At 71.8% G+C, this 24,456-nt stretch carries 23 protein-coding genes and 1 other RNA gene; 11 read left to right on the forward strand and 13 right to left on the reverse strand.

Features of this window, described 5'->3' with window-relative positions; translation table 11 throughout:
* The first annotated feature begins 15 nt into the window (after positions 1 to 15).
* Together efeU and OG741_RS11940 are read left to right on the forward strand one after the other, a co-directional pair.
* Positions 16 to 999 carry an iron uptake transporter permease EfeU gene (gene efeU, locus OG741_RS11935; protein ID WP_405596843.1) on the forward strand — a complete coding sequence of 328 codons (984 nt, stop codon included), beginning with the start codon at positions 16 to 18 and terminating at the stop codon, positions 997 to 999.
* Positions 917 to 1,867, forward strand: coding sequence for a hypothetical protein (locus OG741_RS11940; protein WP_405605524.1), 951 nt, complete (start codon positions 917 to 919; stop codon positions 1,865 to 1,867). Before efeU ends, OG741_RS11940 begins: the two co-directional genes overlap by 83 nt.
* A 294-nt stretch (positions 1,868 to 2,161) precedes the next feature.
* Here OG741_RS11940 and OG741_RS11945 read toward each other — a convergent pair whose 3' ends face one another.
* The gene (locus OG741_RS11945) at positions 2,162 to 2,914 is read right to left on the reverse strand and encodes a bifunctional DNA primase/polymerase (protein ID WP_405596845.1); all 753 of its coding nucleotides are present in this window, start codon (positions 2,912 to 2,914) and stop codon (positions 2,162 to 2,164) included.
* 271 nt (positions 2,915 to 3,185) lie between these two features.
* Here OG741_RS11945 and ddaH point away from each other — a divergent pair, with 271 nt between their 5' ends.
* A complete protein-coding gene (gene ddaH, locus OG741_RS11950; protein ID WP_405596846.1) occupies positions 3,186 to 4,016 on the forward strand; it encodes a dimethylargininase in 831 nt (276 codons plus the stop codon).
* A gap of 10 nt (positions 4,017 to 4,026) precedes the next feature.
* On the opposite strand, the gene OG741_RS11955 is transcribed toward ddaH, so the two are convergent.
* Complete coding sequence (locus OG741_RS11955; protein WP_405596847.1) at positions 4,027 to 5,025, reverse strand: small ribosomal subunit Rsm22 family protein; 999 nt, start codon at positions 5,023 to 5,025, stop codon at positions 4,027 to 4,029.
* 164 nt (positions 5,026 to 5,189) lie between these two features.
* Here OG741_RS11955 and OG741_RS11960 point away from each other — a divergent pair, with 164 nt between their 5' ends.
* Positions 5,190 to 6,515, forward strand: a complete 1,326-nt coding sequence (locus OG741_RS11960; protein WP_405596849.1) for a hypothetical protein — start codon at positions 5,190 to 5,192, stop codon at positions 6,513 to 6,515.
* A 9-nt stretch (positions 6,516 to 6,524) separates the two neighbouring features.
* Here the strand turns inward: OG741_RS11960 and OG741_RS11965 are convergent, their stop codons facing one another.
* Together OG741_RS11965 and OG741_RS11970 are read right to left on the reverse strand one after the other, a co-directional pair.
* Positions 6,525 to 7,862 (reverse strand): Bcr/CflA family multidrug efflux MFS transporter, encoded by a 1,338-nt coding sequence (locus OG741_RS11965; RefSeq protein ID WP_405596850.1) that lies wholly within the window; start codon positions 7,860 to 7,862, stop codon positions 6,525 to 6,527.
* 74 nt (positions 7,863 to 7,936) lie between these two features.
* Positions 7,937 to 9,559 carry an alkaline phosphatase D family protein gene (locus OG741_RS11970; RefSeq protein WP_405596851.1) on the reverse strand — a complete coding sequence of 541 codons (1,623 nt, stop codon included), beginning with the start codon at positions 9,557 to 9,559 and terminating at the stop codon, positions 7,937 to 7,939.
* A 133-nt stretch (positions 9,560 to 9,692) separates the two neighbouring features.
* On the opposite strand from OG741_RS11970, the gene OG741_RS11975 reads away from it, so the two are divergent.
* Both OG741_RS11975 and OG741_RS11980 read left to right on the forward strand, forming a co-directional pair.
* Positions 9,693 to 10,442, forward strand: a complete 750-nt coding sequence (locus OG741_RS11975) for an SDR family oxidoreductase (protein WP_266477033.1) — start codon at positions 9,693 to 9,695, stop codon at positions 10,440 to 10,442.
* Positions 10,443 to 10,916: 474 nt separating this feature from the next.
* Complete coding sequence (locus OG741_RS11980) at positions 10,917 to 11,249, forward strand: MazG-like family protein (protein ID WP_405596852.1); 333 nt, start codon at positions 10,917 to 10,919, stop codon at positions 11,247 to 11,249.
* A gap of 9 nt (positions 11,250 to 11,258) precedes the next feature.
* Here OG741_RS11980 and OG741_RS11985 read toward each other — a convergent pair whose 3' ends face one another.
* Complete coding sequence (locus OG741_RS11985; protein ID WP_405596854.1) at positions 11,259 to 12,131, reverse strand: 3'-5' exonuclease; 873 nt, start codon at positions 12,129 to 12,131, stop codon at positions 11,259 to 11,261.
* A 37-nt stretch (positions 12,132 to 12,168) separates the two neighbouring features.
* Positions 12,169 to 12,572: RNase P RNA component class A (gene rnpB / locus OG741_RS11990), an RNA gene on the reverse strand.
* A gap of 117 nt (positions 12,573 to 12,689) precedes the next feature.
* On the opposite strand from rnpB, the gene OG741_RS11995 reads away from it, so the two are divergent.
* Together OG741_RS11995 and OG741_RS12000 are read left to right on the forward strand one after the other, a co-directional pair.
* Complete coding sequence (locus tag OG741_RS11995; RefSeq protein ID WP_405596855.1) at positions 12,690 to 13,478, forward strand: MerR family transcriptional regulator; 789 nt, start codon at positions 12,690 to 12,692, stop codon at positions 13,476 to 13,478.
* A complete protein-coding gene (locus OG741_RS12000) occupies positions 13,475 to 14,095 on the forward strand; it encodes a hypothetical protein (protein ID WP_405596856.1) in 621 nt (206 codons plus the stop codon). Before OG741_RS11995 ends, OG741_RS12000 begins: the two co-directional genes overlap by 4 nt.
* Here the strand turns inward: OG741_RS12000 and OG741_RS12005 are convergent.
* On the reverse strand, positions 14,046 to 15,485 hold the full coding sequence (locus OG741_RS12005) for an RNB domain-containing ribonuclease (RefSeq protein WP_405596857.1): 1,440 nt from the start codon (positions 15,483 to 15,485) through the stop codon (positions 14,046 to 14,048). The two genes, OG741_RS12000 and OG741_RS12005, sit on opposite strands and share 50 nt — an antisense overlap.
* Before the next feature lie 94 nt (positions 15,486 to 15,579).
* Between OG741_RS12005 and yaaA the strand changes: the two genes are divergently transcribed.
* Positions 15,580 to 16,362: a peroxide stress protein YaaA gene (gene yaaA / locus OG741_RS12010; RefSeq protein ID WP_405596859.1), complete on the forward strand. Its 783-nt coding sequence runs from the start codon at positions 15,580 to 15,582 to the stop codon at positions 16,360 to 16,362.
* Between the two features lie 56 nt (positions 16,363 to 16,418).
* Positions 16,419 to 17,033 (forward strand): bifunctional 4-hydroxy-2-oxoglutarate aldolase/2-dehydro-3-deoxy-phosphogluconate aldolase, encoded by a 615-nt coding sequence (eda, locus tag OG741_RS12015; protein WP_405596861.1) that lies wholly within the window; start codon positions 16,419 to 16,421, stop codon positions 17,031 to 17,033.
* Here eda and OG741_RS12020 read toward each other — a convergent pair.
* The 4 genes from OG741_RS12020 to OG741_RS12035 all read right to left on the reverse strand — a co-directional run bounded on the left by OG741_RS12020 (position 17,026) and on the right by OG741_RS12035 (position 20,732).
* Entirely contained in the window at positions 17,026 to 17,871 is an 846-nt protein-coding gene (locus OG741_RS12020; protein WP_405596862.1) for a GNAT family N-acetyltransferase, read from the reverse strand. The genes eda and OG741_RS12020 overlap by 8 nt on opposite strands.
* A gap of 61 nt (positions 17,872 to 17,932) precedes the next feature.
* Positions 17,933 to 19,174 (reverse strand): bifunctional RNase H/acid phosphatase, encoded by a 1,242-nt coding sequence (locus OG741_RS12025; RefSeq protein WP_405596864.1) that lies wholly within the window; start codon positions 19,172 to 19,174, stop codon positions 17,933 to 17,935.
* Positions 19,174 to 19,917: a zinc ribbon domain-containing protein gene (locus tag OG741_RS12030; protein WP_405605526.1), complete on the reverse strand. Its 744-nt coding sequence runs from the start codon at positions 19,915 to 19,917 to the stop codon at positions 19,174 to 19,176. Before OG741_RS12030 ends, OG741_RS12025 begins: the two co-directional genes overlap by 1 nt.
* A complete protein-coding gene (locus OG741_RS12035; RefSeq protein ID WP_266477016.1) occupies positions 19,914 to 20,732 on the reverse strand; it encodes a Nif3-like dinuclear metal center hexameric protein in 819 nt (272 codons plus the stop codon). Before OG741_RS12035 ends, OG741_RS12030 begins: the two co-directional genes overlap by 4 nt.
* A 282-nt stretch (positions 20,733 to 21,014) precedes the next feature.
* On the opposite strand from OG741_RS12035, the gene OG741_RS12040 reads away from it, so the two are divergent.
* Positions 21,015 to 22,148, forward strand: a complete 1,134-nt coding sequence (locus OG741_RS12040) for a hypothetical protein (protein WP_405596866.1) — start codon at positions 21,015 to 21,017, stop codon at positions 22,146 to 22,148.
* A 268-nt stretch (positions 22,149 to 22,416) separates the two neighbouring features.
* Here the strand turns inward: OG741_RS12040 and OG741_RS12045 are convergent, their stop codons facing one another.
* Both OG741_RS12045 and OG741_RS12050 read right to left on the reverse strand, forming a co-directional pair.
* Positions 22,417 to 23,358 carry a 3-oxoacyl-ACP reductase gene (locus tag OG741_RS12045; RefSeq protein ID WP_405596868.1) on the reverse strand — a complete coding sequence of 314 codons (942 nt, stop codon included), beginning with the start codon at positions 23,356 to 23,358 and terminating at the stop codon, positions 22,417 to 22,419.
* A gap of 10 nt (positions 23,359 to 23,368) precedes the next feature.
* Complete coding sequence (locus tag OG741_RS12050) at positions 23,369 to 24,445, reverse strand: Zn-dependent alcohol dehydrogenase (RefSeq protein WP_405596869.1); 1,077 nt, start codon at positions 24,443 to 24,445, stop codon at positions 23,369 to 23,371.
* Between the last annotated feature and the right edge of the window lie 11 nt (positions 24,446 to 24,456).

Raw genomic sequence — 24,456 nt, forward strand, 5'->3', positions numbered from 1 at the left:
CTGAAGGGACCCGACGTGTTCGGCAACTATCTGATCGGCCTGCGCGAGGGCCTGGAGGCCAGTCTGGTCGTCTGCATCCTGATCGCGTATCTGGTGAAGACGGATCGCCGTGATGCGCTCCGTCCGATCTGGATGGGCATCGGGGTCGCGATCGCCCTCTCGCTCGGCTTCGGCTTCGCGCTCGAATACGGCTCGCAGGAGCTGACGTTCGAGGCGCAGGAGCTGCTCGGCGGCTCGCTGTCGATCGTCGCGGTCTGCCTGGTGACCTGGATGGTGTTCTGGATGCGGCGCACCGCGCGGCATCTGAAGGCCGAGCTGCACGGCAGGCTGGACGCCGCGCTGCAGATGGGCACCGCCGCGCTGGTCGCCACCGCGTTCCTCGCGGTGGGCCGCGAGGGCCTGGAGACGGCGCTGTTCGTCTGGGCGTCGGTCAGGGCTGCCACCGACGGGGACGGTACGCAGGCGCCGCTGGTCGGCGTGCTGCTCGGCATCGCCACCGCGGTCGTGCTGGGCTGGCTGTTCTACCGGGGCGCGCTGCGGATCAACCTCGCCAAGTTCTTCACCTGGACCGGCGGCATGCTGGTGGTCGTGGCGGCGGGTGTTCTCGCGTACGGCGTCCACGACCTTCAGGAGGCCCGCTTCCTGGGCGGTCTTGCGGACAAGGCCTTTAACATCACGACGACGATCCCGCCGGACAGTTGGTACGGCACGCTGCTGAAGGGCGTGTTCAACTTCCAGCCCGACCCGACCGTCCTCCAGGTCACGGTGTGGGTGCTCTATCTGATCCCGACGCTCGGCCTGTTCCTGGCCCCGGTAGGGTTCGGACGGTCAGTGGGGGTCAAGGAGCAGAAGGCAACCGATGAGAAGGCCGATTCGGGTGGGAAGGCTGCGTCTGGCGGCGACGGGGCTGACGGCGATGACAGTGCTGTCCCTGACGGCGAGCGGGTGCGTGACGGTGCACGGGGAGCTGGAAGTCGTCCCGTCGGCGACGAAGGCTGAGGCCGCGCAGGCGCTCCAGGACTTCACCGACGCGTACAACAACGCCGACAAGGCCTATGACCCCGCTCTGGACGCGGACCGTGTCACCGGTGCGCTCGGCGCGATAAACCAGGCCGGTCTCAAGGCACGCAGCGTCAACTACCCCGACGGCAACCCCCAGCATGTGCCGCTGGAGCTGAGCGACGCGAAGTTCACCATCCCGAAGAAGGCCGGCTGGCCGCGCTTCTTCCTCGCCGACGTCGACTCCAACCGCGACCAGGACCAGGGCAGTCAGGACAACCGCTGGGTACTGGTCTTTCTGCGCGACAGCCCGGACGACGTCTGGCAGGCGGCGTATCTGACGATCCTGCGGCCCGCCGCGATTCCGGCGCTGAAGACCGACGAGGACGGCTTTGCCGAGCCGGTCGCCCCGGACGGCGCGGCGCTCGCGGTCGCTCCCCGCGATCTGAGCGAGGAGTACTCCTCGTACATGCAGAACGGGAAGCCGGAGCACTTCAAGGACGGGCCGCACACCTCGGAGTGGCGCGCGTCACGCAAGAAGGAAGAGAACCTGCCGGGGATAAGGACGCTGTACATCGACCAGGCCCTGGACTCCGACGACTTCGGGCCGCTCGGGTTCGTCACGCGGGACGGCGGCGCGCTGGTCTTCTTCACCGTACGCAACTACGAGCGGCAGATCGCCGCGAAGGGCGTACGGCTGCAGGTCGTCCCGGACGTGAAGGCGCTGCTGACGGGTGAGGTGAAGTCCACGCTCACCAAGGAGCGGATCTCCAGCCAGGCGGTGACGGTTCCGGCGGGCGGCGCGGGCGGCGGCAAGGTCGATGTGCTCGGACGCCTGACCGGCCTGACGGCGGCGAAGGGTTCCTAGGTCCTGTCCGGTCGATCAGGCCGAATCAGGGAGCGGGGTCTGGCGATGGGGGCACCTCCCGTGCCCGAAGGGCTACGGGGGAGCATCGCAGGCCGGAGGATGGGGGTCCCCCCGCCGAAGGCAGGGGGCGAGCCCACGCGGAGCGTAGGCGACTACGACAACGGTGGGGGTACCTCCCGTGCCCGAAGGGCTACGGGGGAGAGGTGCCGTGCCAGGGCACGCGAGCCCGGCAGGATCGGCCGGACAGCGCCTAGCCCCGCCTGTGGCCCGTCGCGACCGCGCCTGCGGGCCGAGTCAGCGGCCGAGGGGCCAGGCCACCGCGGACTGGTCCACCGACTCGTTCTCGCCCGCGTACTTCGCGCACGCGTCCGTCAGCGTCTCCAGCAGCGTCAGCGGGTCGGGCAGCGAATACTCGAGGCCGCGTACCCACTTCATCTCGAGGCCGCCGGGCAGCCGCGCGGGCGGTACGAGCACATAGCTGCCGCGGCAGTGCCAGCGCAGCCCGGGATGCTCGTCCATCGTCTCGGGATGGCAGTCCAGTTCGCAGGGCCACCACTCGTCCTCGTCCTCGGGGGTGCCGCGGGTGGCGGTGAAGAACAGCATCCGGTCCTCGCCGTCCTCGGCGACCGGGCCGACCTCGATGTTCAGGTCGAGGAGGCGTTCCAGGGCGCTGCGGCCCGCCTCCAGCGGTACGTCGAGCACATCGTGGACCATGCCGGTGGCGGTGATGAAGTTCGCTTCCGGCTGGCCTTTCGCCCAGCGCTCGATCTGGCCGCGGTCGGTCGTCGACTGCGTCTGCCAGGCGAAGGAGACGGGATGCCTGCCCGGTGTGGGGCAGCCGATGCGTTCGCAGGAGCAGCGGTAGGAGACGGGGTGCGCGGCGGGCGCGAGCGGCAGTCCCACGGCGGCGGCGGCCAGCAGCAGGGGCGCGCGGCGGGAGTCGTCGGTGTCGGTGTTCTTGGGGCGGCGGCGCAGCCACTGGGGCAGCCGGCTCTCCCTGGACAGCCTGTTCTCCGTGCCGCGGAAGCGGCCGATACCGTCGCCCATCTATCCCCTCACACCTCACGCTCGTCCTGCGCGGACTCTGCCATGGTCCCACCATCCTGCTCCCCGGGTGGCCACGGTCCCCGACCGGGGTCCCTTCCGGCATATTCCGGGAGGGCTCGGAGCGCGGAGCCGGGAGGGAATGAAGCAGGGGCGTACGGCGATCGGCAGCTCGCGTACAAGACGATGAATCACCCGATCGGTGCACATCACAGGGGCCCCACAGGCCTCACCATGGGCGGCAGTTGCCACACCCGACCGCGAGGAGCCCTCATTGCCCCGTGACGCCACACCCCGGCGCTACCTGATGTGCCCACCCGCGCACTTCAAGGTGACGTACTCCATCAACCCATGGATGGATCCGGCGAAGCCCGTCGACCTGCCGCTCGCCCTCGCCCAGTGGGAGGACCTGCGCGACCGCTACCGCTCGCTCGGCCACACCGTCGAGCTGCTGGAGCCGCAGGAGGAACTGCCCGACATGGTCTACGCCGCGAACGGCGCGACCGTGATCGACGGGCGGGTGCTCGGCGCCCGCTTCGCGCACGCGGAGCGCGAGCCCGAGGCCGGCGCGCATCTCGACTGGTTCCGGGCGAATGGTTTCGCCGAGATCCACGAGCCCGCGCACATCAACGAGGGCGAGGGCGACTTCGCCGTCACCGCGTCCTATCTGCTCGCGGGGCGGGGCTTCCGTTCGAGCCCGCTCTCGCACGCCGAGGCACAGGAGTTCTTCGGCAGGCCGGTCATCGGGCTCGATCTGGTGGACCCGCGGTACTACCACCTGGACACGGCGCTGTGCGTCCTGGACGACGCGGGCGACGAGATCATGTACTACCCGGACGCGTTCTCGGCGGGCAGCCGTTCGGTGCTGGCCCGGCTCTTCCCGGACGCCCTGATCGCCGATGAGCAGGCCGCGGCGGAGTTCGGTCTGAACGCGGTGAGCGACGGCCGTCATGTGCTGCTGCCGCAGTCGGCGGTGGGGCTGTTCGAACCGTTGCGGGACCGGGGGTTCGAGCCGATCGGCATGGACCTGAGCGAGCTGCTGAAGGGCGGCGGCAGCGTGAAGTGCTGTACGCAGGAGCTGCGCGGTCAGGAGCCAGGAGTCTGACGCTGGACGCTCACTCGTCGTGGGGCGGCCAGGGGTCGCCCCACGACGCGTCACGCGCCGATTTGTACAGCGCGCCGTGGCGCTTGGTCACCGTGTCGCGGCGCAGCCCCTCCGTGTCCGTGCACAGGTCGAGCAGGACCAGGCCCTTGCGGATCTGGGGCTTGCGGGTGACGCGGGATGCGGCCGGGTTCGCCGGGAAGCGCACCGCGGCGACATAGCTGAACTTCTCGTCCTCGTATGGGAGTGAGCCGCCCTTGACCTGGCGGTGGAGCGAGGAACGGCTGACCCTCGCCGCGAAGTGGCACCAGTCCGCGCCCGGCTCGATGGGGCATGCGGCGCTGTGGGGGCAGGGCGCCGCGACGGTGAGTCCGGCGGCGATCAGGCGGTCGCGGGCCTCGATGACGCGGGCGTAGCCGTCGGGGGTGCCGGGCTCGACGATCACCACGGCCTGGGCGGCGCGGGCCGCCTCGGTGACGACCGCGTCGCGGTCCTCCGCGGTGAGCTCCTTGAGGACGTACGAGACCGTGACGAGATCAGTGCTCTCTATACGGAGCGCCGCGCTGATCCGCGAGCGCTGCCATTCGGCCGCCCGCAGCGCGGGAACCCCCGAGGCGACGGCCAGTTCACGCCCCAGCGCCAGCGCGGGCTCGGCCCAGTCCAGGACCGTGGTGCGCGGGGCGTCCTCCTCCCACGCCTCGGCAACCGCCCAGCTCGCGGCGCCCGTCCCGCCGCCGATGTCGGTGTGCGTCGCCGGAGTCCACTCGGGCGCAGCCGCCCGCAGCGCGGCGAGCGCGGACCGTACCGCCTCGAAGGTCGCGGGCATCCGGTACGCGGCGTACGCGGCGACGTCCGAGCGGTCCCGCAGCACCGGGGCGTCGGTCGGGGTGGTCCCCCGGTAGTTGGCGATCAGCCGGTCGACGGCCTGCGCGGCCTGCTTCGGCGGCAGCCCGTCCAGAAGCGCGGCCAGGGTGGTGCGCAGGGCTTCCGCGGTGGGGAGGGTGGCGTTCACGGGGAAATTTTAGACGCGCGAGGCGGGGCAGGTCCCCGGGGCCCGTGCGGCACAGAACCGGGACGATACGGGGACGGAATCGAACTCCTGGGAGCCCGGCGCCAGTTGCTACGCTGACGGCCGTCGCCGCACACGGAACGTGCTGCACCGCTCACGGGGGGACCATGAGACAGCGGGTCGTGCGCCTGGCCCTGGTGGCCGGGGTGACCGTACTGGCCCTGCTGCTCCTGCTGAGTATGTGCGGCACGGACGAGGGCGGCGCGGGCGGCGACAAACCCCGCAAGCCGGTCCGGCACAGCGCGGCGCCGCTGACCCGGCTCACCGTTCCCTCCGCGTACGACACCCGGCAGGGCTGGGAGATCACCAACGCCTTGCCGGAGTACGCGATCGCGCGGGGCAGCGGCCGCGTCGGCTATCTGGAGCGGGTCCAGGACGACAGCTTCCGGCTGCGCACCCTCGACGCCGCCACGGGCAGGCCCGGCTGGACGGGGCTGCCCTGGCATCCGCCCGCTTCGGACGAGCGGTTCCCGCGACTGCTGTCCGTCGCCAAGGACGGCCACGAGTACTTCGTGACCTGGTCCTTCGGCAAGGCGGGCGAGGACGCGCTGACGTCGGCGGACACCTTTGTCGCGCTGGATGTGTACGACGTGGCCGACGGAGACCGCCAGCGGATCGAGGTCCCCTGGCCCGCCGCGCCGACGGTCTCGGGCACCGGCCCCGGCATCCTCATCAGCGACGGCCGTACGCGGACCGCGGTGGTCGACCCGGTCTCGGGCGAGGTGGCCCGGGTGCCGGAGAGCGCGCTCGGCCACCCCAGGGGCTGTACGGGCTGCCGCCGGCTCACCGAGGTCCGCGCGCTGACCGCGAAGGGCCTGCTGGTGAGCGGGGATCCGGGGTTCTGGGTGCGCGGCGGTTTCTCCAGCCGCGATGTGGCCCCGGCCCGTACCGACCCGGCTTCCGGCGTGCCGACCTCGATCGTCCCCGGCTACGTACTGGCCAAGTGGCAGCCCGCGAGGGGCGGCAAGAACGGCAACGACTCGGCCGCGTACGACATCTGGGCGGTGCACGACGCGGCGACCGGGAAGCCGCTGGCCCAGGCGCGGTGCCACAAGCCCGCGATCGAACCGGGCGAGTATCCGCAGGCCGTGCCCGCTCCCGGCGGTGACTATCTGGTCGCCGGGAACCTGGCCTTCGACCTGGAGCGGCGTACGGCGCACTGCTTCGAGGAGTCGGACGGCTCCAAGCCGCTGACGCTCACGTCGGTGACGGACTCGGGCACGGCGTACGGAGCGACCAGCGCGCTCAGCGCGGCGGACGCGCTGGCCGGCGGCGGGAACCCGATCGAGCTCGATCTGGCCGGCGCCGCGCCCCAGGCGCTGTCCCCCAATGTCCGGCTGCCTGCCGCGGAGGCCGCGGGCGTCGGGATCTTCAGCTGGACGGACGCGAAGGACCGGCTGCATCTGATCGGGTACCCGCGCAAGGACCAGTAGGCGCAGGTCTCAGACCGCTTCGGCCCGGCGCTGCCAGGGGCGGCACAGCCCCAGGAAGCAGCCCAGCGCGCCCAGCGCGCAGGTCAGTTGGACCACCGCCATCGGGACGGCCGTCTGCTCGCCCGCGATCCCGACCAGCGGTGAGGCGATCGCCCCGATGAGGAACGCGGACGTGCCGATCAGCGCGGACGCCGAGCCGGCGGCGTGCGGGGTGCGCAGCAGGGCAAGGGCGTTGGTGTTGGGCATCACGAGGCCCATCGCCGACATCAGGACGAACAGGCCCACCGCGACGGGCAACAGGCCGACCCTGCCGAAGACCCCCGAGGTCATCAGCAGCAGCGCGGTGGCTGCGAGCATGACCACGCCCAGGCCGAAGCCCAGCGCCTTGTCCAGGCTGACCCGGCCCACGAGCACCTTGCCGTTGATCTGGCCGAGCGTGATCAGGCCGACGGAGTTGACGCCGAAGAGCAGGCTGAAGGTCTGCGGGGACGCGCCGTAGATCTCCTGGACCACGAACGGCGAGGCGGAGATGTACGCGAAGAGTGTGGCGAAGGCGAGCCCGCCGGTGAGCGTGTAGCCGGTGAAGACCCGGTCGGCGAGCAGCCCGCGCATGGTGCGCAGGGCATCGCCGACGCCGCCGCCGTGCCGCCGCTCGGGCGGCAGGGTCTCGTGCAGCCACTTCGCCACCACCAGCGTGAGCAGGATGCCCACGGCGGTCAGGACGACGAAGATGCCGCGCCAGTCGGTGATCCGCAGCACCTGGCCGCCGATCAGCGGCGCGATGATCGGGGCGACGCCGGATATCAGCATCAGGGTGGAGAAGAAGCGGGCCATCTCCACGCCGTCGTACAGATCCCGGACCACGGCGCGGGCGATGACGATGCCCGCGGCACCGGCGAGTCCTTGCAGCAGCCGGAAGCCGATCAGCAGGTCGACGGTGGGGGCGAGCGCGCAGACCGCGGTGGCCGCGACGTACACGATCATCCCGACGAGCAGCGGACGGCGTCGGCCCCACTTGTCGCTCATGGGGCCGACGACGAGCTGCCCGAGCGCCATGCCCGCAAGGCAGGCCGTCAGCGTGAGCTGGACGGTGGCGGCGGGCGCGCCGAGGGAGCGGGTGACCGCGGGCAGCGCCGGGAGGTACATGTCCATGGAGAGCGGCGGCAGTGCGGTGAGACCGCCGAGGACGAGCGTGACCAGCAGGCCGACGCGGCGCGCTGCTGTGACGGATGCCGGTGCGGGTGCGGGTGCGGGTCCCGTGGCGGAAGCCGTGGCGGATGCGGAAGCCGGGGCGGCGGCCGGTATGTGTCCTTCTGTACTTCCCTGGCCGCTGTCCGGCTTCGGCATCACGTCTCCATGTCGTTGAATCCTTCCCTATGCTCTCAGCTCCGCAGCAGTGGTCGAGACCCTTTCGAGACGCCCTAGACGGGCTTGAGGCCCGGGTCGCCCGCCTCCGTCACGAAGGACGCGGCCGTGGTGATCGGAGCGCCCGGCGTGGTGACCGCCCCGACCGCCCGGAAGTCGGCGCGCGCCTGCTGCTCGCCGAGCGTCACGGTCACATAGCCCCGCCGGCCGTTGTAGAACTTCATGTGCGGGTTGGCCTGGGTGAGGTTGTCCCAGTTGCCGGGCTTGTCGACGCCGTCCTTTCCGCTGCTGACGGAGGTGGCGACCAGCTCGGTCCCCACGGTGCGGGACGCGGGATCGTCGAAGTCCTTCTTCAGGTCGAAGCCGTAGCCGACGTGGACGTCACCGGTGAGGACCATCAGATTCTCGATACCGGCTGCCTCGGCGCCCGCGAGGACCCGGTCGCGGGACGCGGGGTAGCCGTCCCAGGCGTCCATGCTGAACTTGTAGGTCCCGGTGGGGACACTGCGCCGCTGAGCGAAGGTGACCTGCTGCGGGACGACGTTCCACAGGGCACGGGAGCTCTGCCAGCCGTCGAGCAGCCACCGTTCCTGCGCGGCGCCGGTGAGCGTACGCGCCGGATTCTCGGACTCCGGGCCCGGGACCTGCCAGCCGTCGCCGTACGCCTGGTCCGAGCGGTACTGACGGGTGTCGAGGATGTCGAACTGTGCGAGCCGCCCGAAGCGCAGCCTTCGGTACAGCCGCATGTCGGGGCCCTCGGGCTGCTGGGGCCTGCGCAGCGGCTGGTTCTCGAAGTACGCGCGGTAGGCGGCGGCCCTGCGCAGCAGGAACTCCTCCGGCGGGGTGCCGTTCTCGGGGATGTCGCCCGCGTAGTTGTTCTCGGTCTCGTGGTCGTCCCAGGTGACGACGAAGGGGTGCGCGGCGTGCGCGGCCTTGAGGTCGGGGTCCGACTTGTAGAGGCCGTAGCGCAGCCGGTAGTCCTCCAGGGTGACGGTCTCCCGGTTGAAGTGGGCGGGCAGGCGGCGGTCGGTGTAGTTGCGGGCGCCGCCGACGGCGTTGACGGCGTACTCGTAGAGGTAGTCGCCGAGGTGGAAGACGACGTCGAGTTCCTGTTCGGCGAGGTGCTTGTACGCGGTGAAGTAGCCGTCGTGGTACGCCTGGCAGGAGACGGCGGCGAGCTTCAGCTCACCGATCCGCGCGGACCGGGCGGGCGCGGTGCGGGTGCGGCCGGTCGGGCTGATCCAGCTCCCCGCGCGGAAGCGGTAGTAGTAGGGGCGGTCGTAGTCGAGGCCGGAGACCGCGACATGGACGCTGTGGTGGAACTCCGGGTGGGCGGTGACGGATCCGCGCCGGGCGACACGGGTGAAGCGGGAGTCGTGGGCGAGCTCCCAGCGCAGCGTGACCCTGGAGCGGGGCAGACCGCTGTCGGGCTCGTACGGACGGGTCGCGAGCCGTGTCCACAGCAGTACGGAACCGGGCTGCGGGTCTCCGGAGGCGACGCCGAGGGTGAAGGGATCCTCGGTGATCTTCTTGGCGTCGAGTTCGGCGGCGTGGGCCGTGCCGGGCAGATTGACGGCGAACGCGAGTGCGGCGGCAGCACCGGTGACGGTGAGAAACCTGCGACGGCCGATGTGCCGGGCGGCGGCCCGGAGCTCGGGTGCGTGCGGTGCGGGTGTCATGTGCCCCTCCCCTGACGTGTGTTGTCCTTTCGCATTGGAGTAGGGGCCGACGACCCTGTGTTGTCGAGTACACAACATCCGTATGTCGGTCGGATGAGTTCCACGTACAAGTAGGCGACTACGCTGCGTGTGCATGAACGCTGTTGCGAAGATTGCGGTAGTGACGGGAGCGGGCTCGGGCATCGGCCGGAGCGTGGCGCTGGCGCTGGCGGAGGCGGGCTGGTCGGTGGTCCTGGCAGGCCGGCGGGCGGAGTCCCTGGAGGAAACGGCCTCGCTGGCGGGCGGGGATGTCCTGTGTGTCCCCACTGATGTGACGTCACCGGCGGATGTCACCACGCTGTTTGCGACCGCGCACGAACGCCACGGCCGTGTTGGCCTGCTGTTCAACAACGCAGGCACGTCCGGCCCACGGGTCCCCTTCGAGGACATCTCCTACGAGGACTGGCGCGCGGTGGTGGACGTCAATCTGACCGGCGCGTTCCTGTGCGCGCAGGCGGCGTTCCGCATGATGAAGGACCAGTCACCGCAGGGCGGCCGGATCATCAACAACGGCTCGATCTCGGCGCATGTGCCGCGCCCGCATTCGGCGCCGTACACGTCGACGAAGCACGCGATGACGGGCCTGACGAAGTCGCTGTCGCTGGACGGGAGGGCGTACTCCATCGCGTGCGGCCAGATCGACATCGGGAACGCGGCGACGGAGATGACGCAGCGGATGCGGGCGGGGATTCTGCAGGCGAACGGGGAGGTGGTGGTGGAGCCGGTGATGGACGTGGGGGATGTGGCGCGGACGGTGAGGCACATGGCGGAACTGCCGCTGGAGGCGAACGTGCAGTTCGCCACGGTGATGGCGACGGGGATGCCGTACATCGGGCGGGGATGAGGGGGTCGTGGTTGCCCGGCGCGGGGTCGTGGTTGCCCGGTGCGGTGGGGGGTGCGGGGTCGGGGTTGCCCGGTGCCGTGTCGGTGACCGTCCGGGGTCCGCTCCGGGGTAGAGCCGGGACTGCATGATTTACGGCGCGTTTCCGGTCTGCCGCGGGGCGCGGGCGTCTCCGCGCCCCAAATCACGCTCTACGTCCCGACTCCACCCGCTCCACGGCCCCCTTGCGGGAGACGGCCGTCGGTCCCCCCGGCCGCCCGCAAACGCAGGCGCCGCGAAGCGGACGCTTCGGGGGTGTGGGGGCGCCGGCCCCCACGTTTCCCTTCGCCCCCTGGGGGTTGGGACGCCTGCGCCGCGAAGCAGGGCCTGGGGTGTGGGGGCGTCAGCCCCCGCCCTCCCCCCTTGGGGAGGGGTGGGGAACGGAACGTGTCGGCGCCGAATATCATCCGGGAACCCGACACACGGCAGGCGGCCTCTATGAATCACACCCTGGACCCCATCTGGGACACGGTCGACGACCTCCACACCTGGCTGGAGACGGAGAGCGAGCTGCCGCCCCAACAGGAGACGCTTCTGCGGATGTTGAAGCTCGCCGAGGAGGTGGGCGAGGTGGCGCAGGCGGTCGTCGGCGCGACGGGCCAGAACCCCCGGAAGGGCATCACGCACAGCTGGCAGGACGTCGAGTCCGAGCTGTGCGACGTGATCATCACGGCGATGGTGGCGCTGAGGACGCTGACTCCGAAGGCGTCGGAGGTCTTCGCGGGACATCTGCGCCGGGTGTCGGAGCGCTCGCTCAACACCGCGTCATAGAACCCCGCGTCAGGGCGCCGGAGTTTCCCAGGGCAACGCCTCGACCGTGCCCAACGGCCAGCGGTGATCCCGCTTCCTCGACGGATCGAACTCTTCCGCCTCGCTCGCCTGCTGTTCCCGCCACAGAACCTGCTCGTAGTGCAGCGCGGGCCGCGACAGCCGGCCGACCGACGCGTGGCACGCCCCGATGACCTGCGCCAGCACGAGCGAGGCTGCCGCGTCACTGCCGGGGTTCCCGGGACGGTCGTGGGGCACTCCGTACCACTCGGCGACCCTCTCCAGCGCCCGGCCACCGGACCGATAGCGGTCGGCATGCCGGTCCAGTATCAGCGGATCGCACACCGGAAACAGCCCTCCGGGGCCTCGGTCGGAGAGAGCTCGCAGCCCGTGGCGCAGCAATTCGGACTCGAGCAGGGTGAGTACGTACGGGGCGTGCCAGACGACCAGCAACTCCTTGGCCACCAGCTGCCCGGCGAGATGCGCGGCCAGTTCGTCGAGCGCCCGGGACGCCGGAACACCATGAGCACGTGCCTCGTCCTGGGTGATGCCATGCGTAGTGCGCGGATCGACGGCGAGTCCCGGTCCGGGATCGATCAGCCAGTCCCGATCACGCCCGTCGGTGGTGCGTACGGCCGCGGCGAGGATCCGGTCGACCGCGGTACGACGGCCCGTCGCCGCGAAGTCCACGGCCATGAGAGGGCGACGGTGCCATCCGGGGTGCCTGCCGCGGGGCGGCGGCGCGGGCTCACGCGCGTGCTCGGGGTGGCAGACCTCCCAGCCTCCGTGCTTGCCGGGCAGCAGGATCCCCTCACCGGCGCGCACGGTCTCGCCGCACACGACGCACGGGCCCTCGTACTGATTGGTCCGAACTGGTGCGTTCACGGCAACGACTCCGGGCAAAGGCGCCGGGCGGAGGAGGCAGACGAGTCGGGCTGTACGCCGGGTTCTGTGCGCCCGGGACCTCGCGGTCGTCGGGGCGACGGCCATCCATCTAGGACCGGCGTTGCCACCGGTCTCGTGCGGTCTACCCGCGGACTCGGGCGGGCAGCCCTCGAACGTCCGCGCAGGGCCCCCTGTTACAGGGGCCCCTCTTGACCTTGCTCCAGGTGGGGTTTACCTAGCCGCCTGAGTCACCTCAGGCGCTGGTGGTCTCTTACACCACCGTTTCACCCTTACCGAGGACCGAGGTCCCCGGCGGTCTGTTTTCTGTGGCACTGTCCCGCGGGTCACCCCGGGTGGCCGTTAGCCACCACCTTGCCCTGTGGAGCCCGGACGTTCCTCGGGGAGATCCGAAGATCTCCACGCGGCCGTCCGCCCGGCTCGTCTGCCGTGACGACCATGCTACCTGGCGTGCGCGGCGACGAATCCCGCCGAGCCCGCCGCCCGGGCCGTGCGGGTCCGCCTTGACCCTGCCGCAACGTCAGGGTTTCTACTGAAGCCATGAGGATCGGAGAGATCGCCGCACTCGCCGGCGTCACGCCCCGTACCGTCCGCCACTACCACCACCTCGGCCTCTTCCCCGAGCCCGAACGCCTCCCCAACGGCTACCGCGACTACCGCCTCCGGCACGCCGTCGCCCTCGCCCGTATCCGGCGGCTGACCGAGCTCGGCCTCGGGCTCGCCGAAGTGCGCGACGTACTCGCCGACGACGCCGGGCGCGAGCTCGCCGAGGTGCTTCAGGAGCTCGACGACGACCTCGCCCGGCAGGCCGCAGCGATCGCCGCGCGGCGGGCCCGGCTCGGCGGTCTGATCGAGCAGGCGCGGGCCGGGCTGCTGCCGGCCGAGGGACCCGTGTCCCCGGAGCTCGCCGGGCTCCTCGGGGCGCTCGCACCGAGCGATTCGCCCATGGCCGCCAAGGACCGCTCGCATCTGGCTCTGATCGACACGATGGTGGAGCCGGAGCAGCGCGACCGGCTGTTCGCGGCACTGCGCCCGCTCGCCGAGGATGCCGAATTCTCCGTGCGGGTACAGGAGTTGTACGAGCGCCTCGACGACCTCGCCGACGCGGACCCCGACGACGCCCGGGTGGGGCCCCTCGGTGACGAGCTGGCCGCGTGCATGCCCGACGAACTGCTGGAGCTGATGGTCGAGGGGGCGCAGACGGACGGGGCTCAGGAGGCTGACAGCGCCTTCGGTGAGGCCTTCCTCGACGACTTCGCGCCCGCCCAGGCCGCTGCCGTACGCCGGATGCTGGCGGCGCTCACCCTGCGCGCCGGGGAGCGGCGATGAGAGCTCTGCGCAGGCTGCTCGCGCACGAGGTGCGGGCGATGCACAGCCTCGGGCTCTGGGTGGCCCGACGGCGGCACGCAGTGGCGCCGGGGGCACACGCGGCCCCGTACACCGGGCCGCAGACCGCGATGATGTACGGGTTCATCTTCGTGTCGGTCGTCGAGACGGTGGCGCTGGCCGTCCTGGTCCCGTGGCCGGTGGTGCATGCGATCACGCTGGTCATCGATGTGTACGGCGTGCTGCTGATGGTGGCCCTGCACGCGTCCTGTGTGACCCGGCCCCATGTGGTGGGACCGGACGGATCGCTGCGGATCCGCTACGGCGCGCTGTTCGACCTGCGGATACGGGCGGACGAGATCGTCGGCGCCCGCGTCGAACGGCGTTATCCCGAGGGGCGGTTGATCCAGTCGCGCGACGACGGGTCGCTGGAGCTGATCGTCGCGAACCAGACGACGGTGGCGGTGGAGTTGGCGGCGCCTGTGCGCTACGTACGTCCGCTCGGGAAGGAAGGGCAGGCCCGGATCGTGCGCTTCCACGCCGATGACCCGAAGGCGCTCGTCCTCGCGCTCACGCGGGCGCGAACCGCACCTTCGCCGACCCCGGGTCCGCCTGTGTGAGCCTTACCCGCATGCGCTCCCCCAGCGGCAGTTCCGCCTCGCCGCCCGCGATCCTCGCGATCACCGCCGGGTCCTCCAGGTGGACCGTGCCGACCGCGGGTTCATCCTCCTTCACGTCCACCACGTATGCGTCGAAGATCTCGCCGATCCGTTCCTTCAGCAGCGCCGCCTCGACGATGTCGACGCACTCGCGCTCGACGGTGTTGGCGCGGCGGGAGCCGTCCGCCATCTCCTTGGGCAGTGCCTCCAGCGCGGCCGAGACCCACTCGGGCGGCTCCTGTCCGGCCACCGCCGCCACGCACAGTTCGCCCGCGTACCGGTCAACGAGCCGTCGCAGCGGGGCCGTGCAGTGTGTGTACTCGTCGGCGACCGCCGCGTGCACCGCCGGTGAGGGCAGTGCGCCGTCCGTGAAGGAGCTGTAGCCCGCGCCGCGCAGCAGGCTCGTGCACTCCTGCAGGAAGGCGGCGTGGCGGGCGTTGTCCGGGTCGAGGGAACGGACCACGTCCGCGTACGAGACATGGTGCGGCCAGTCGATGTGCAGGGCTTTGGCCGAGCGGCGCAGCCGTGCCACCGCGCCGTCCGGGGCGGTGGGCAGCGTACGCAGGATGCCGGTGCCCGCCGCGATCATGAGGTCGGCCGCGGCCATGCCGGTGAGCAGCGAGATCTGGGCGTTCCAGGCGTCGGCGGGGAGTACGGCACGGTAGGCGAGGACGTACGAGCCGTCCCGCTCGACGACTTCCTGTTGGGGGACGTTCAGGGAGATCCCGCCGCGTTCGCGCTCCAGGTTCTCGCGCAGCAGCCCGATGTCCCTGAGCAGCGCGAGCGGTTCCTCGGCGGTGCCCGCGTCGATCTGCCGCTGCACGCCCTCGTAGTCGAGCTTGGCCCGGCTGCGTACGAGCGCGCGCCGCACCTCGGTCGCGACGGTGCGGCCCTCGGCGTCGAGGTCGATCTGCCAGAGCAGGGCGGGCGCGGGGTGGTCGGGCAGCAGGCTGGCCGCGCCTTCGGAGAGCACGGCCGGATGCAGCGGAACCTTCTCGTCCGGGAAGTAGAGGGTCTGGACGCGGCGGTGGGCCTCGGCGTCGAGCACGCCACCGGGTGCGACGAAGGCGGCGACGTCGGCGATCGCGTACTGCACACGGAAACCGCCGTCGCGGCGCGAGAGGTACATCGCCTGGTCGAGGTCGGCGGAGGCCGGCGGGTCGATCGTGAAGAAGGGGATGTCGGTGGCGTCGTGGCGGGGCAGGCGTGGGGCCCGGGCGGCCGACTCCGCCTCGGCGAGGACCTCGGGCGGGAAGTCCTCCGGCACGTCGAGCGTCGTACGCAGCTCTTGCAGCGCGGCCCGCAGCGGAGCCTCGGCTGCGCCGGTCACAAGCATCTTGCGGCGGGGCATGGACCGAGCGTATGGCGGGGTGGGGTCCTTGGCACCCCGTACGCTGACGCGGGGGTTCGCACCCCCGCCCCCGTACGTACGAAGGAGTTGTGCCGTGCTCGTGCTGTTGCCGCCGTCGGAAGGTAAGGCCGCTTCCGGGCGCGGGGCTCCGCTGAAGCCGGAGTCCTTGTCGCTGCCGGGTCTTGCCGGGGCGCGCGCCGCGGTGCTGGACGAACTGGTCGAGCTGTGCGCCGCCGACGAGGACAAGGCGCGGGAGGTGCTCGGGCTGAGCGAGGGCCTGCGCGGCGAGATCGCCAAGAACGTGGAACTGCGGACCGCGGGGACCCGGCCGGCGGGGCAGATCTACACGGGTGTCCTGTACGACGCGCTGGACCTCGCGACGCTCGAGCCGGACGCGCGACGCCGGGCGCGGCAGTCGCTGCTGGTCTTCTCGGGGCTGTGGGGTGCGGTGCGGATCACCGACCGGATTCCGTCGTACCGCTGCTCGATGGGCGTGAAGCTGCCGGGGCTCGGCGCGCTGGGTGCGCACTGGCGGGAGCCGATGGCGTCCGTCCTGCCGGAGGCGGCGGGCGACGGGCTCGTCCTCGATCTGCGGTCCTCCGCGTATGCGGCGGCGTGGAAGCCGAAGGGGGAGGTGGCGGGGCGTACGGCGACGTTGCGGGTGCTCCATGCGCCGACCCGGAAGGTGGTCAGCCACTTCAACAAGGCGACGAAGGGGCGGCTCGTACGGGACCTGCTGACGGCGGGCGCGAAGCCGACGGGTCCGGCGGAGCTGGTGGAGGTGCTGCGGGACCTGGGGTACGTCGTGGAGGCGGAGGCTCCGGGGCGGGCGGGGCAGCCGTGGGCGCTGGACGTGCTTGTCACCCAGATCCACTGATTGCACCCTCTGCAACGCTCGTTGTGCCAGATGCAGGGGCCCGGCAGGATGGGCGCATGCCCTCCGTCCTGGACCTCGCGCCCGTCGTTCCCGTCCTCGTCGTCGAGGACGCCGCCGATGCCGTACCGCTCGCGCGGGCCCTGGTCGCGGGCGGCCTGCCCGCGATCGAGGTGACCCTGCGGACGCCCGCGGCACTGGACGCGATCCGTGCGATCACCTGCGAGGTACCGGACGCGATCGTCGGCGCGGGCACGGTCGTCTCCCCGGAGGGCGTGGACGCGGCGGTCACAGCGGGTGCCCGATTCCTGGTGAGCCCCGGCTGGACGGACCGGCTGCTCGACGCGATGCAGCAGTCGGGAGTGCCGTTCCTGCCGGGGGTCTCGACGACGTCGGAGGTCGTGGCACTGCTGGAGCGCGGGCTGAGCGAACTGAAGTTCTTCCCGGCCGAGGCGGCGGGCGGCACGGCGTACCTCAAGTCCCTTGCCGGGCCGCTCCCCCAGGCCCGCTTCTGCGCGACGGGCGGCATCTCGCTCACGTCGGCGCCGTCGTATCTGGCACTGCCGAACGTGGGCTGCGTGGGCGGTACGTGGATGCTTCCGGCCGACGCGCTCGCTGCGCGGGACTGGGCGCGGGTCGAGACGCTGGCCCGCGGGGCCGCCACGCTCAGCTGAAGGCCAGGTCCACGTAGTCGGCGAGCGGGCGGTAACCGAGCCGCTGGTAGAGGGCGTTGCTGGTGGGATTGGCCAAGTCCGTGAAGAGCAGGACCTGTTCGGCCCCCGCGTCCAGCGCGGACCGGCTGACGGCAGCGGTCACCGCTCCCGCGTAGCCGCGGCCGCGCAGCCCGGGCGGCGTGTAGACGGGCGAGACCCGGGACTGCCCGGCGAGCAGCGGCGAGCGGGCGGCCATGGAGACGGGCTGCCCGCCTGTCTCCCACAGGTACAGGCATCCGTCGGCGACGCGACGTGCGACGTTCTGGGTGTAGTCGGCGTCGGACCTCTCGCCGATGTCGGCCGCGAACCCCTTCATCCAGGCGGCGGCCAGGGGCACGTCGTCAGCCGTGGCCTGCCGGGCGGCGCCCGGGGGTGCCGGGTGCCTGGGCGTGAGCTCGCCGAGCCGGAAGAGCCGCAGCCGCTGGGCGACGGTCCAGCCGCCGCCTCCGGTCCACGCCTCGGCGAAGGCCTGGGCGGAGCCCTCCCCGCCCTTGACCCCACGGACCGGGACCCCGGCGCCCCGCAGCGCCTGAGCGAGCTCGCCGGCGAGGGGCTCCGCCATCGGGGCGAGCAGCGGCGGCCGGGGCGGCGTCTGCAAAAACGCCGCACCCACGGCTTTGCCGCCCTCCTGCCACCAGCCGAACCGCGCGGGTTCGGCCTCCCCGAACGCATGCGGACCATGCCGTCGCACCGTCTCGCTGACGGTGAGCAGCGCGGTACGCCGCGCGGGGTCCCGCGCCAGGTAGTCGCCCGCCGCGCGGTGGAACTCCTCGACGTCCTCGGTCAGATGCCAGGTCATGCCAGATGTTCCTACGAGCGGGGCTGCGGGCGCACCCGTATTTGCCCTAGCGGTGTTCCCCTCAGCGCAGGTGCGACGTGTCGTTCAGCAGGCGCACCGACGCGGTGCCGTCGCTGTAGTACGCCACCGCCGAGATCGACGCCGCCGAGAGTTCCATCCGGAACAGCGACTCCGGCGGGGCGCCGAGCCCCAGGCGGACCAGGGTCTTGATCGGGGTCACATGCGTGACGAGCAGGACCGTACGGCCGGCGTAGCGCGCGGTCAGCCTGTCCCGCGTCGCCGCGACCCGGCGGGCCACCGTCGCGAAGCTCTCGCCGCCGCCCGTCGGCTCCACCTTCGTGGAGGCCAGCCAGGCCGACAGGTCGTCGGCGTACCGCTGCTGGACCTCCGCGAACGTCAGGCCCTCCCACGCGCCGAAGTCCGTCTCGCGCAGGCCCTCCTCGATGCGGACGTCCAGACCCAGCCGGGTCGCGACCGCCTCCGCCGTCTCGCGGCAGCGCTTGAGCGGGGAGCTGACGATCTCCTGGACCGTGCCCCTCGCCGCCAGGGCCGCGGCGACCGCCTCCGCCTGGCGCATGCCGGCCGGGGACAGGGACGGGTCGGTGCCGCCGCTGCCCGAGAAGCGCTTCTCGGGGGTGAGCGGTGTCTCGCCGTGGCGCAGCAGTACGAAGGTCGCGGGCGTGCCCAGGTCGGCGGGCCCCCAGCCGACCGACGGCTCGGCGGCCTCCGGCTCGGCGACCGCTTCACCGGCTGCCGCTTCGTCGGCGGGGCCGCGGCCCGCGAGCGCCGCCCTTGCCTTCGCCGCGCCCGCCGCCGCGTCGCCGACCACCCGCGCCGCCTTCGCGTCGAGCGCGTCAAGGGCCGCCGTGGAGCGCGAGGGCTCCCACTGCTTGCCCTTCTTGCCCGCGTCCATCGCCTCGTTGGCCAGCCGGTCCGCGTGCTTGTTCTTCTCGCGCGGGATCCACTCGTACCTCACCTGCGAGGCGGGAAGGACGCGTGCGGCCTCGGCCGCCAGCGGCTTCATGTCCGGGTGCTTGATCTTCCAGCGGCCCGACATCTGCTCGACGACGAGCTTGGAGTCCATCCGGACCCTGACCGAGGCGTCGGGGTCAAGGGCCTTCGCGGCTTTGAGACCGGCGATCAGGCCCTTGTACTCGGCGACGTTGTTCGTCGCCACACCGATGTACTCGGCCGCCTCCGCCAGCGTCTCCCCCGTCTTCGGGTCGATGACCGCGGCGCCGTATCCCGCAGGGCCCGGATTCCCCCGGGAGCCGCCGTCCGCCTCGACGACGAACTCCCGCATTACAGACCCGACTCGGAGGTACGGACCAGGATGCGGCGGCAGTTCTCGCAGCGGAGCACCGTGTCCGGGGACGCCGCCTTGACCTCGTTCACCTCGGTGATGTTGAGCTCCAACTGGCAGCCCTCGCACCGGCGCTGGTAGAGGCGGGCCGCGCCCACCCCGCCCTGCTGGACGCGCAGCTTCTCGTACAGCTTGAGCAGGTCCGCGGGCACCGAGCCCGCCATGACCTCGCGCTCCTTGGTGGCCGAGGCGATCTCGCCGTCGATCTGCTCCTGCGCGGCGTCGCGGCGCGCGGTCGCGTCGTCGACCTTGGCCTGGACGGAGGTGACGCGCCCGGTCAGCTCAGTGGCACGCTCCTGCGCGGACTCGCGGCGCTCCATGACCTCCAGGACGACGTCCTCCAGGTCGCCCTGGCGCTTGGCGAGCGAGACGATCTCGTGCTGCAGGCTCTCCAGGTCCTTGGGCGAGGTGACGGCGCCCGAGTCGAGGCGCTGCTGGTCGCGTACGGCACGCTGGCGCACCTGGTCGACGTCCTGCTCGGCCTTGGTCTGCTCGCGGGCGGTGTCGCTCTCCTCGGTCTGCGCGGCGACCAGTAGATCGCGCAGCTGCGTGAGGTCCTTGGTGAGCGATTCGATCTCGGCGTGCTCGGGCAGTGTGTTGACCTTGTGGGCGAGCTGCGACAGCCGTACGTCCAGTGCCTGGACGTCGAGAAGTCGGATCTGGTCGGCGGGCGCGGCGTTCAGTTGGGGGCTCCAGGAGAAGAGTGGTGGGCGGACCAGGGGTCGGTGACCGTGTGCGAGACGTGGACCCGAAGGCCCCAGCCGTGCCGGTCGGAAATCGCGTCGAGCTGGGCGGCTGCCTGCTCGCACCAGGGCCACTCGGTGGCCCAGTGCGCGGCGTCGACCAGCCCCAGGGGTGAGTGCTGGGTGGCCTCGGAGGCCGGGTGGTGGCGCAGGTCCGCGGTGAGGAAGGCGTCCACGCCCGCGGCCCGTACGACGTCGAAGAGGCTGTCGCCCGAGCCGCCGCTGACCGCGACCGTGCGCACCAGGGCGTCCGGGTCGCCCGCGATACGGATGCCCTGGGCGGTGGCGGGGAGCCGCTTGGCGGCGCGCTCGGCGAATTCGGCGAGGGTCTCGGGATGGTCGAGCTCGCAGATCCGGCCGAGGCCGCTCTCGGGTACGAGGGGGCCGGTGACCCGCAGGTCCAGCGCGCCCGCGAGGGCGTCGGACACACCGGGATCGGCGGTGTCGGCGTTGGTGTGCGCGACGTGCAGCGCGATGTCGTGCTTGATCAGGGTGTGCACGACCCGGCCCTTGAAGTGGGAGGCGGCGACCGTCGTCGTGCCGCGCAGATAGAGCGGGTGGTGCGTGACGATCAGCTGGGCCCCGAGCCCGATCGCCTCGTCGGCGATCTGCTGGACCGGGTCCACGGCGAACAGTACGCGGGTGACCTCGGAGTCGGGGTCGCCGCAGACGGTGCCGACGGCGTCCCACTGTTCGGCCCGCTCGGGGGGCCACAGGGCGTCGAGCGCGGCGATGACTTCAGACAGACGGGGCACGGACACAGGTTACCTGCGCCGCGTGCCCCGGTGGCCTGGGCTCCTTGGCCCAGTTCTTCCGGGCTCCTGCCGGCCGCGGCGGCGCAGGGGACGCGCGCTCCCGGTGCGGCACTCGGAGGTGCTCCCTGAAGCTCACCTGAAGCACCGCAACCCCGCTGAGCACACTCGTCCCCCACCCCTCAGGCGAATCCCGGCTCGGCCACCCGTATGTGTGAAACGACGGGCTCGTGCTGTTCGGCAGGAAGTGCGATATCTAGCTTCGTGACCGGAGGTGACGATCCCATGACAGCCTGTGCCATCGAGACCGCCGCGGAGGACGGATCCGTGGCGAGTACGGGGTTCACGATCACCGCGGGCGGGAGCTACGCGGCCCGGCTGGCGGGGGACGGTGAGGCCCTGTTCGCCGAGCGGTGGACGCTCGACGGGCCAGAGCCCTATGCGGTGCCCCTGCCGCTCGGGCAGCCCGAGGAGCGTGACGCCGAGGTGCTGCCGCTGGCCGACGGGCGGGTGCTGATCCGGCGGCGGGTGGAGAGGCGGCATGCCTTCTCGCTGCTGTACCCGACCGGGCCGGGGACCGGCGAACTGCCGCTCGGCGGCATCGAGTCGGCGGAGCTGAGGCTCCTTCCGCCCGCGCCTGACGGCGTCTGCGCCTACGCCCTGGCGCCCGGCCCCAGGTCGACCGCGGTCTGGCTGGTCGCGGGCGGTGCCTTCGGCCCCGAGCATGTCGCCGAGGTGCCCGGGCGCTGCTCCGGCGGGGTGTGGCTCGACCGTACGGGCCGGATGCTCGCCCTGGACCGGCAGTTGGAGGGCGGCCCGGTGAAGGCGGTGGCGGTCGACCTGGAGCGGGGCGGGGAGGTGACACCGCTGCTCCAGATCACCGAGGACAGCGACGACCGGCTGCTGCTGGCCGCCCCGGACAGCGGCCTGCTCGTGATCCGCTCGAACGCGCCGGGCCACGACCGGATCGGCTGGGGCGTGCTGGGCAGCCTGCTGCCCGTGCGCTTCCCGGAGTGCCTGCGGCTCGCGGACTGCGCGGTGACACCGTTCGCCGTGCAGCCGGGTCAGGTCCTGACGCCGGAGAGCTGCGCGGTCGCGCTGCGGATCGACGGGGCGGCGGGAAGCTGGCTGGGCATCTGGTGCCCATCGGGACGGCGGCTGCACCAACTGGCGGCGCCGGAAGGGTGGTTGGCGGGAGCCGGGCTGTGGAGCCCGGAGTGCGTGCTGCAACTGCCGTACGCGACAAAGGCGGTGCCGTGCGGGGTGGCGCGACTCGACGCGTCGGCGATCACGGCGCGAGAGGTGATCACGGAACCGGCACCAGGGGAATGCGCAGGTGGGGAACCGTACGGGGGTGCGGGGACTCCGGGTGCGTGGAAGCCGGTCCCCTTGCGGGAGGCGCGTCTCGGCGGGGGTTGAAATCTGCGGCCGGGTGCGGTGGTGCGGGGGCGCCTGCGGCGGGCTTCACCCCGCCCCGCCCCTTCCCGTAACCGGGGGCGCTGCCCCCGGACCCCCGCTCCTCAAACGCCGGAGGGGCTGAAGTGTGCGGCCGAGCCGCACATTCAGCCCGTCCGGCGTTTGAGGACACGCGCGAAGCGCGTTCGGGGTCTGGGGCGGAGCCCCAGTTCGGGAAGGGGCGGGTGGGGGAAAGCGCCGCAGGCAACCCGCACCACGACCCCCCGCACCGCTACCCCCGCTTCAAGCCCAAGACCTCCGCCGCAGCGAACGTCCCGCCCCCCGGCCGCTCCGCGTAATACGCGCCCAGCACCCCCTCCAGCTCCTCGAAGCTGAACGCCTCCTTCGACGTGTCGAACTTCGCCGCCACCTTCGGGCGTTCCACGATCGCCACCATCCCGCCGTGCACGACCAGCAGTTGCCCGTTGACCGTTCCCGCCGCCGGGGAGGCGAGATAGCCCACCAGCGGGGCGACATGCTCCGGTGCCAGCGGGTCGAGTTCGCCGGCCGCCGGTTCGGCGAAGCCCGCGAAGACGTCTTCCGTCATGCGTGTACGGGCCCTCGGGCAGATCACATTGGCCGTCACGCCGTACTTGGACAGTGCCAGGGCCGTCGACGTCGTCAGGCCGACGATGCCGCCCTTTGCCGCCGCGTAGTTGGGCTGGCCCGCCGAGCCCGCCAGGAACGCCTCCGACGACGTGTTGACGATGCGGCCGTAGACCGGGCCGCCCGCCGCCTTGGAGCGCTCGCGCCAGTGGACGGATGCGAAGTGGGTCGTGTTGAAGTGGCCCTTGAGGTGGACGCGGATCACCGAGTCCCATTCGCTCTCGGTCATGGAGAAGATCATCCGGTCGCGCAGGATGCCCGCGTTGTTGACCAGGATGTCGAGCTTGCCGTACGTCGTGACGGCCAGGTCGACGAGGGCGCGCGCGGACTCGAAGTCGGACACGTCGCCGAGGTGCGCGACCGCCCGGCCGCCCGCCGCGCGGATCTCTTCGGCGACGTTCTCCGCGGGCGCGGCGGACGCCTCGCCCGAGCCGTCGCGGCCCGGGCGGCCGTAGTCGTTGACGACGACCGCCGCGCCGAGCCGGGAGAGCTCCAGGGCTTCCGCCCGGCCCAGGCCGCGGCCCGCGCCGGTGACGATCGCGCTCAGTCCCTCAAGTGGGAGCGACATCAACGTCCTCTCAGATCTCGATGCAGGTGCGCAGCGCCTCACCCGTACGCATCTGGGCCAGCGCCTCGTTGATCTCCGCGAGCTTCACCCGGTGGGTGATGAGCCCTTCGAGGTCGATACGGCCCGCGCGCCACAGGGCGATGGCCCTCTCGTACGAGGTGAGCACGTCCCCGCCCCCGTACATGGACGGCAGGATCCGCTTCTCGTCGAAGAACAGCTCGAACATGTTGAGCTGGAGGTGGTCGTCCATGGCGCCCGCGCCGACGATGCACAGGGTGCCGCCGCGCCGGGTCGTCTCGTACGCGGTGCGCGCGGTGGCGGATTTGCCGACGACCTCGAAGACGTAGTCGAAGCCCTCGCCCGCGGTGACGCGCTGCTTGGCGTCGGCGAGTTCGTCGGGCGAGACGGCTTCCGTGGCGCCGAACTTCAGGGCCGCCTCGCGCCGGGTGGCGACCGGGTCGACGGCGACGATCTGGGCCGCGCCCTTGAGCCGGGCGCCCTGGATCGCGGAGATGCCGACGCCGCCGCACCCGATCACGGCGACCGAGGAACCGGCCGCCACATCCGCGGTGTTGATGGCCGCGCCGAGGCCGGTGGTCACCCCGCAGCCGATGAGGGCGGCAATGTCGAAGGGCACGTCGTCGGGGATCGGCACGGCGCAGCCCGCAGGGACGACGACTTCCTCGGTGAAGGTTCCGGTCCCGGCGAAGCCGAAGACGTCGCCGCCGGGGCGCTTGAAGTTGGGGGTGCCGGCGTTCATGAATCCGGCGAGGCACAGTTCGCTCTGGCCGCGCTTGCAGGAGGGACATACACCGCACGCGGGCAGCCAGCACAGCAGCACCCGGTCGCCCTGCGAGAGACCGTTCACGCCGTCGCCGACGTCGGTGATCTCGCCCGCCCCCTCGTGCCCGGGGACGAAGGGCGCGGGCTGCGGCAGTACGCCGTTCATGGCCGAGATGTCGGAGTGGCACAGTCCGGTGGCCCGGACCCGGATCCTGACCTTGCCGGGGCCGAAGCCCACCGCCTCGACGTCGTCGAGGACTTCGAGCTTGTCCTGCCCTGTCTCGTGCAGTACGGCTGCGCGCATGACGCGGCTCC

This window comes from Streptomyces sp. NBC_01410 (assembly GCF_045040195.1).
In the GTDB taxonomy this organism is placed as follows: domain Bacteria; phylum Actinomycetota; class Actinomycetes; order Streptomycetales; family Streptomycetaceae; genus Streptomyces.

Coding starts and splice junctions, on each gene's coding strand:
- OG741_RS11945 (WP_405596845.1), bottom strand. CDS start 2,914: ATGGGCGACGGTATCGGCCGCTTCCGCGGCACGGAGAACAGGCTGTCC.
- OG741_RS12005 (WP_405596857.1), bottom strand. CDS start 15,485: ATGCCCCGCCGCAAGATGCTTGTGACCGGCGCAGCCGAGGCTCCGCTG.
- OG741_RS11970 (WP_405596851.1), bottom strand. CDS start 9,559: ATGACACCCGCACCGCACGCACCCGAGCTCCGGGCCGCCGCCCGGCAC.
- OG741_RS11995 (WP_405596855.1), top strand. CDS start 12,690: ATGAGGATCGGAGAGATCGCCGCACTCGCCGGCGTCACGCCCCGTACC.
- OG741_RS11980 (WP_405596852.1), top strand. CDS start 10,917: ATGAATCACACCCTGGACCCCATCTGGGACACGGTCGACGACCTCCAC.
- OG741_RS12025 (WP_405596864.1), bottom strand. CDS start 19,174: ATGCGGGAGTTCGTCGTCGAGGCGGACGGCGGCTCCCGGGGGAATCCG.
- OG741_RS12000 (WP_405596856.1), top strand. CDS start 13,475: ATGAGAGCTCTGCGCAGGCTGCTCGCGCACGAGGTGCGGGCGATGCAC.
- OG741_RS11940 (WP_405605524.1), top strand. CDS start 917: ATGACAGTGCTGTCCCTGACGGCGAGCGGGTGCGTGACGGTGCACGGG.
- OG741_RS12050 (WP_405596869.1), bottom strand. CDS start 24,445: ATGCGCGCAGCCGTACTGCACGAGACAGGGCAGGACAAGCTCGAAGTC.
- OG741_RS11960 (WP_405596849.1), top strand. CDS start 5,190: ATGAGACAGCGGGTCGTGCGCCTGGCCCTGGTGGCCGGGGTGACCGTA.
- OG741_RS11965 (WP_405596850.1), bottom strand. CDS start 7,862: ATGCCGAAGCCGGACAGCGGCCAGGGAAGTACAGAAGGACACATACCG.
- OG741_RS11975 (WP_266477033.1), top strand. CDS start 9,693: ATGAACGCTGTTGCGAAGATTGCGGTAGTGACGGGAGCGGGCTCGGGC.
- OG741_RS12020 (WP_405596862.1), bottom strand. CDS start 17,871: ATGACCTGGCATCTGACCGAGGACGTCGAGGAGTTCCACCGCGCGGCG.
- eda (WP_405596861.1), top strand. CDS start 16,419: ATGCCCTCCGTCCTGGACCTCGCGCCCGTCGTTCCCGTCCTCGTCGTC.
- OG741_RS12040 (WP_405596866.1), top strand. CDS start 21,015: ATGACAGCCTGTGCCATCGAGACCGCCGCGGAGGACGGATCCGTGGCG.
- OG741_RS12045 (WP_405596868.1), bottom strand. CDS start 23,358: ATGTCGCTCCCACTTGAGGGACTGAGCGCGATCGTCACCGGCGCGGGC.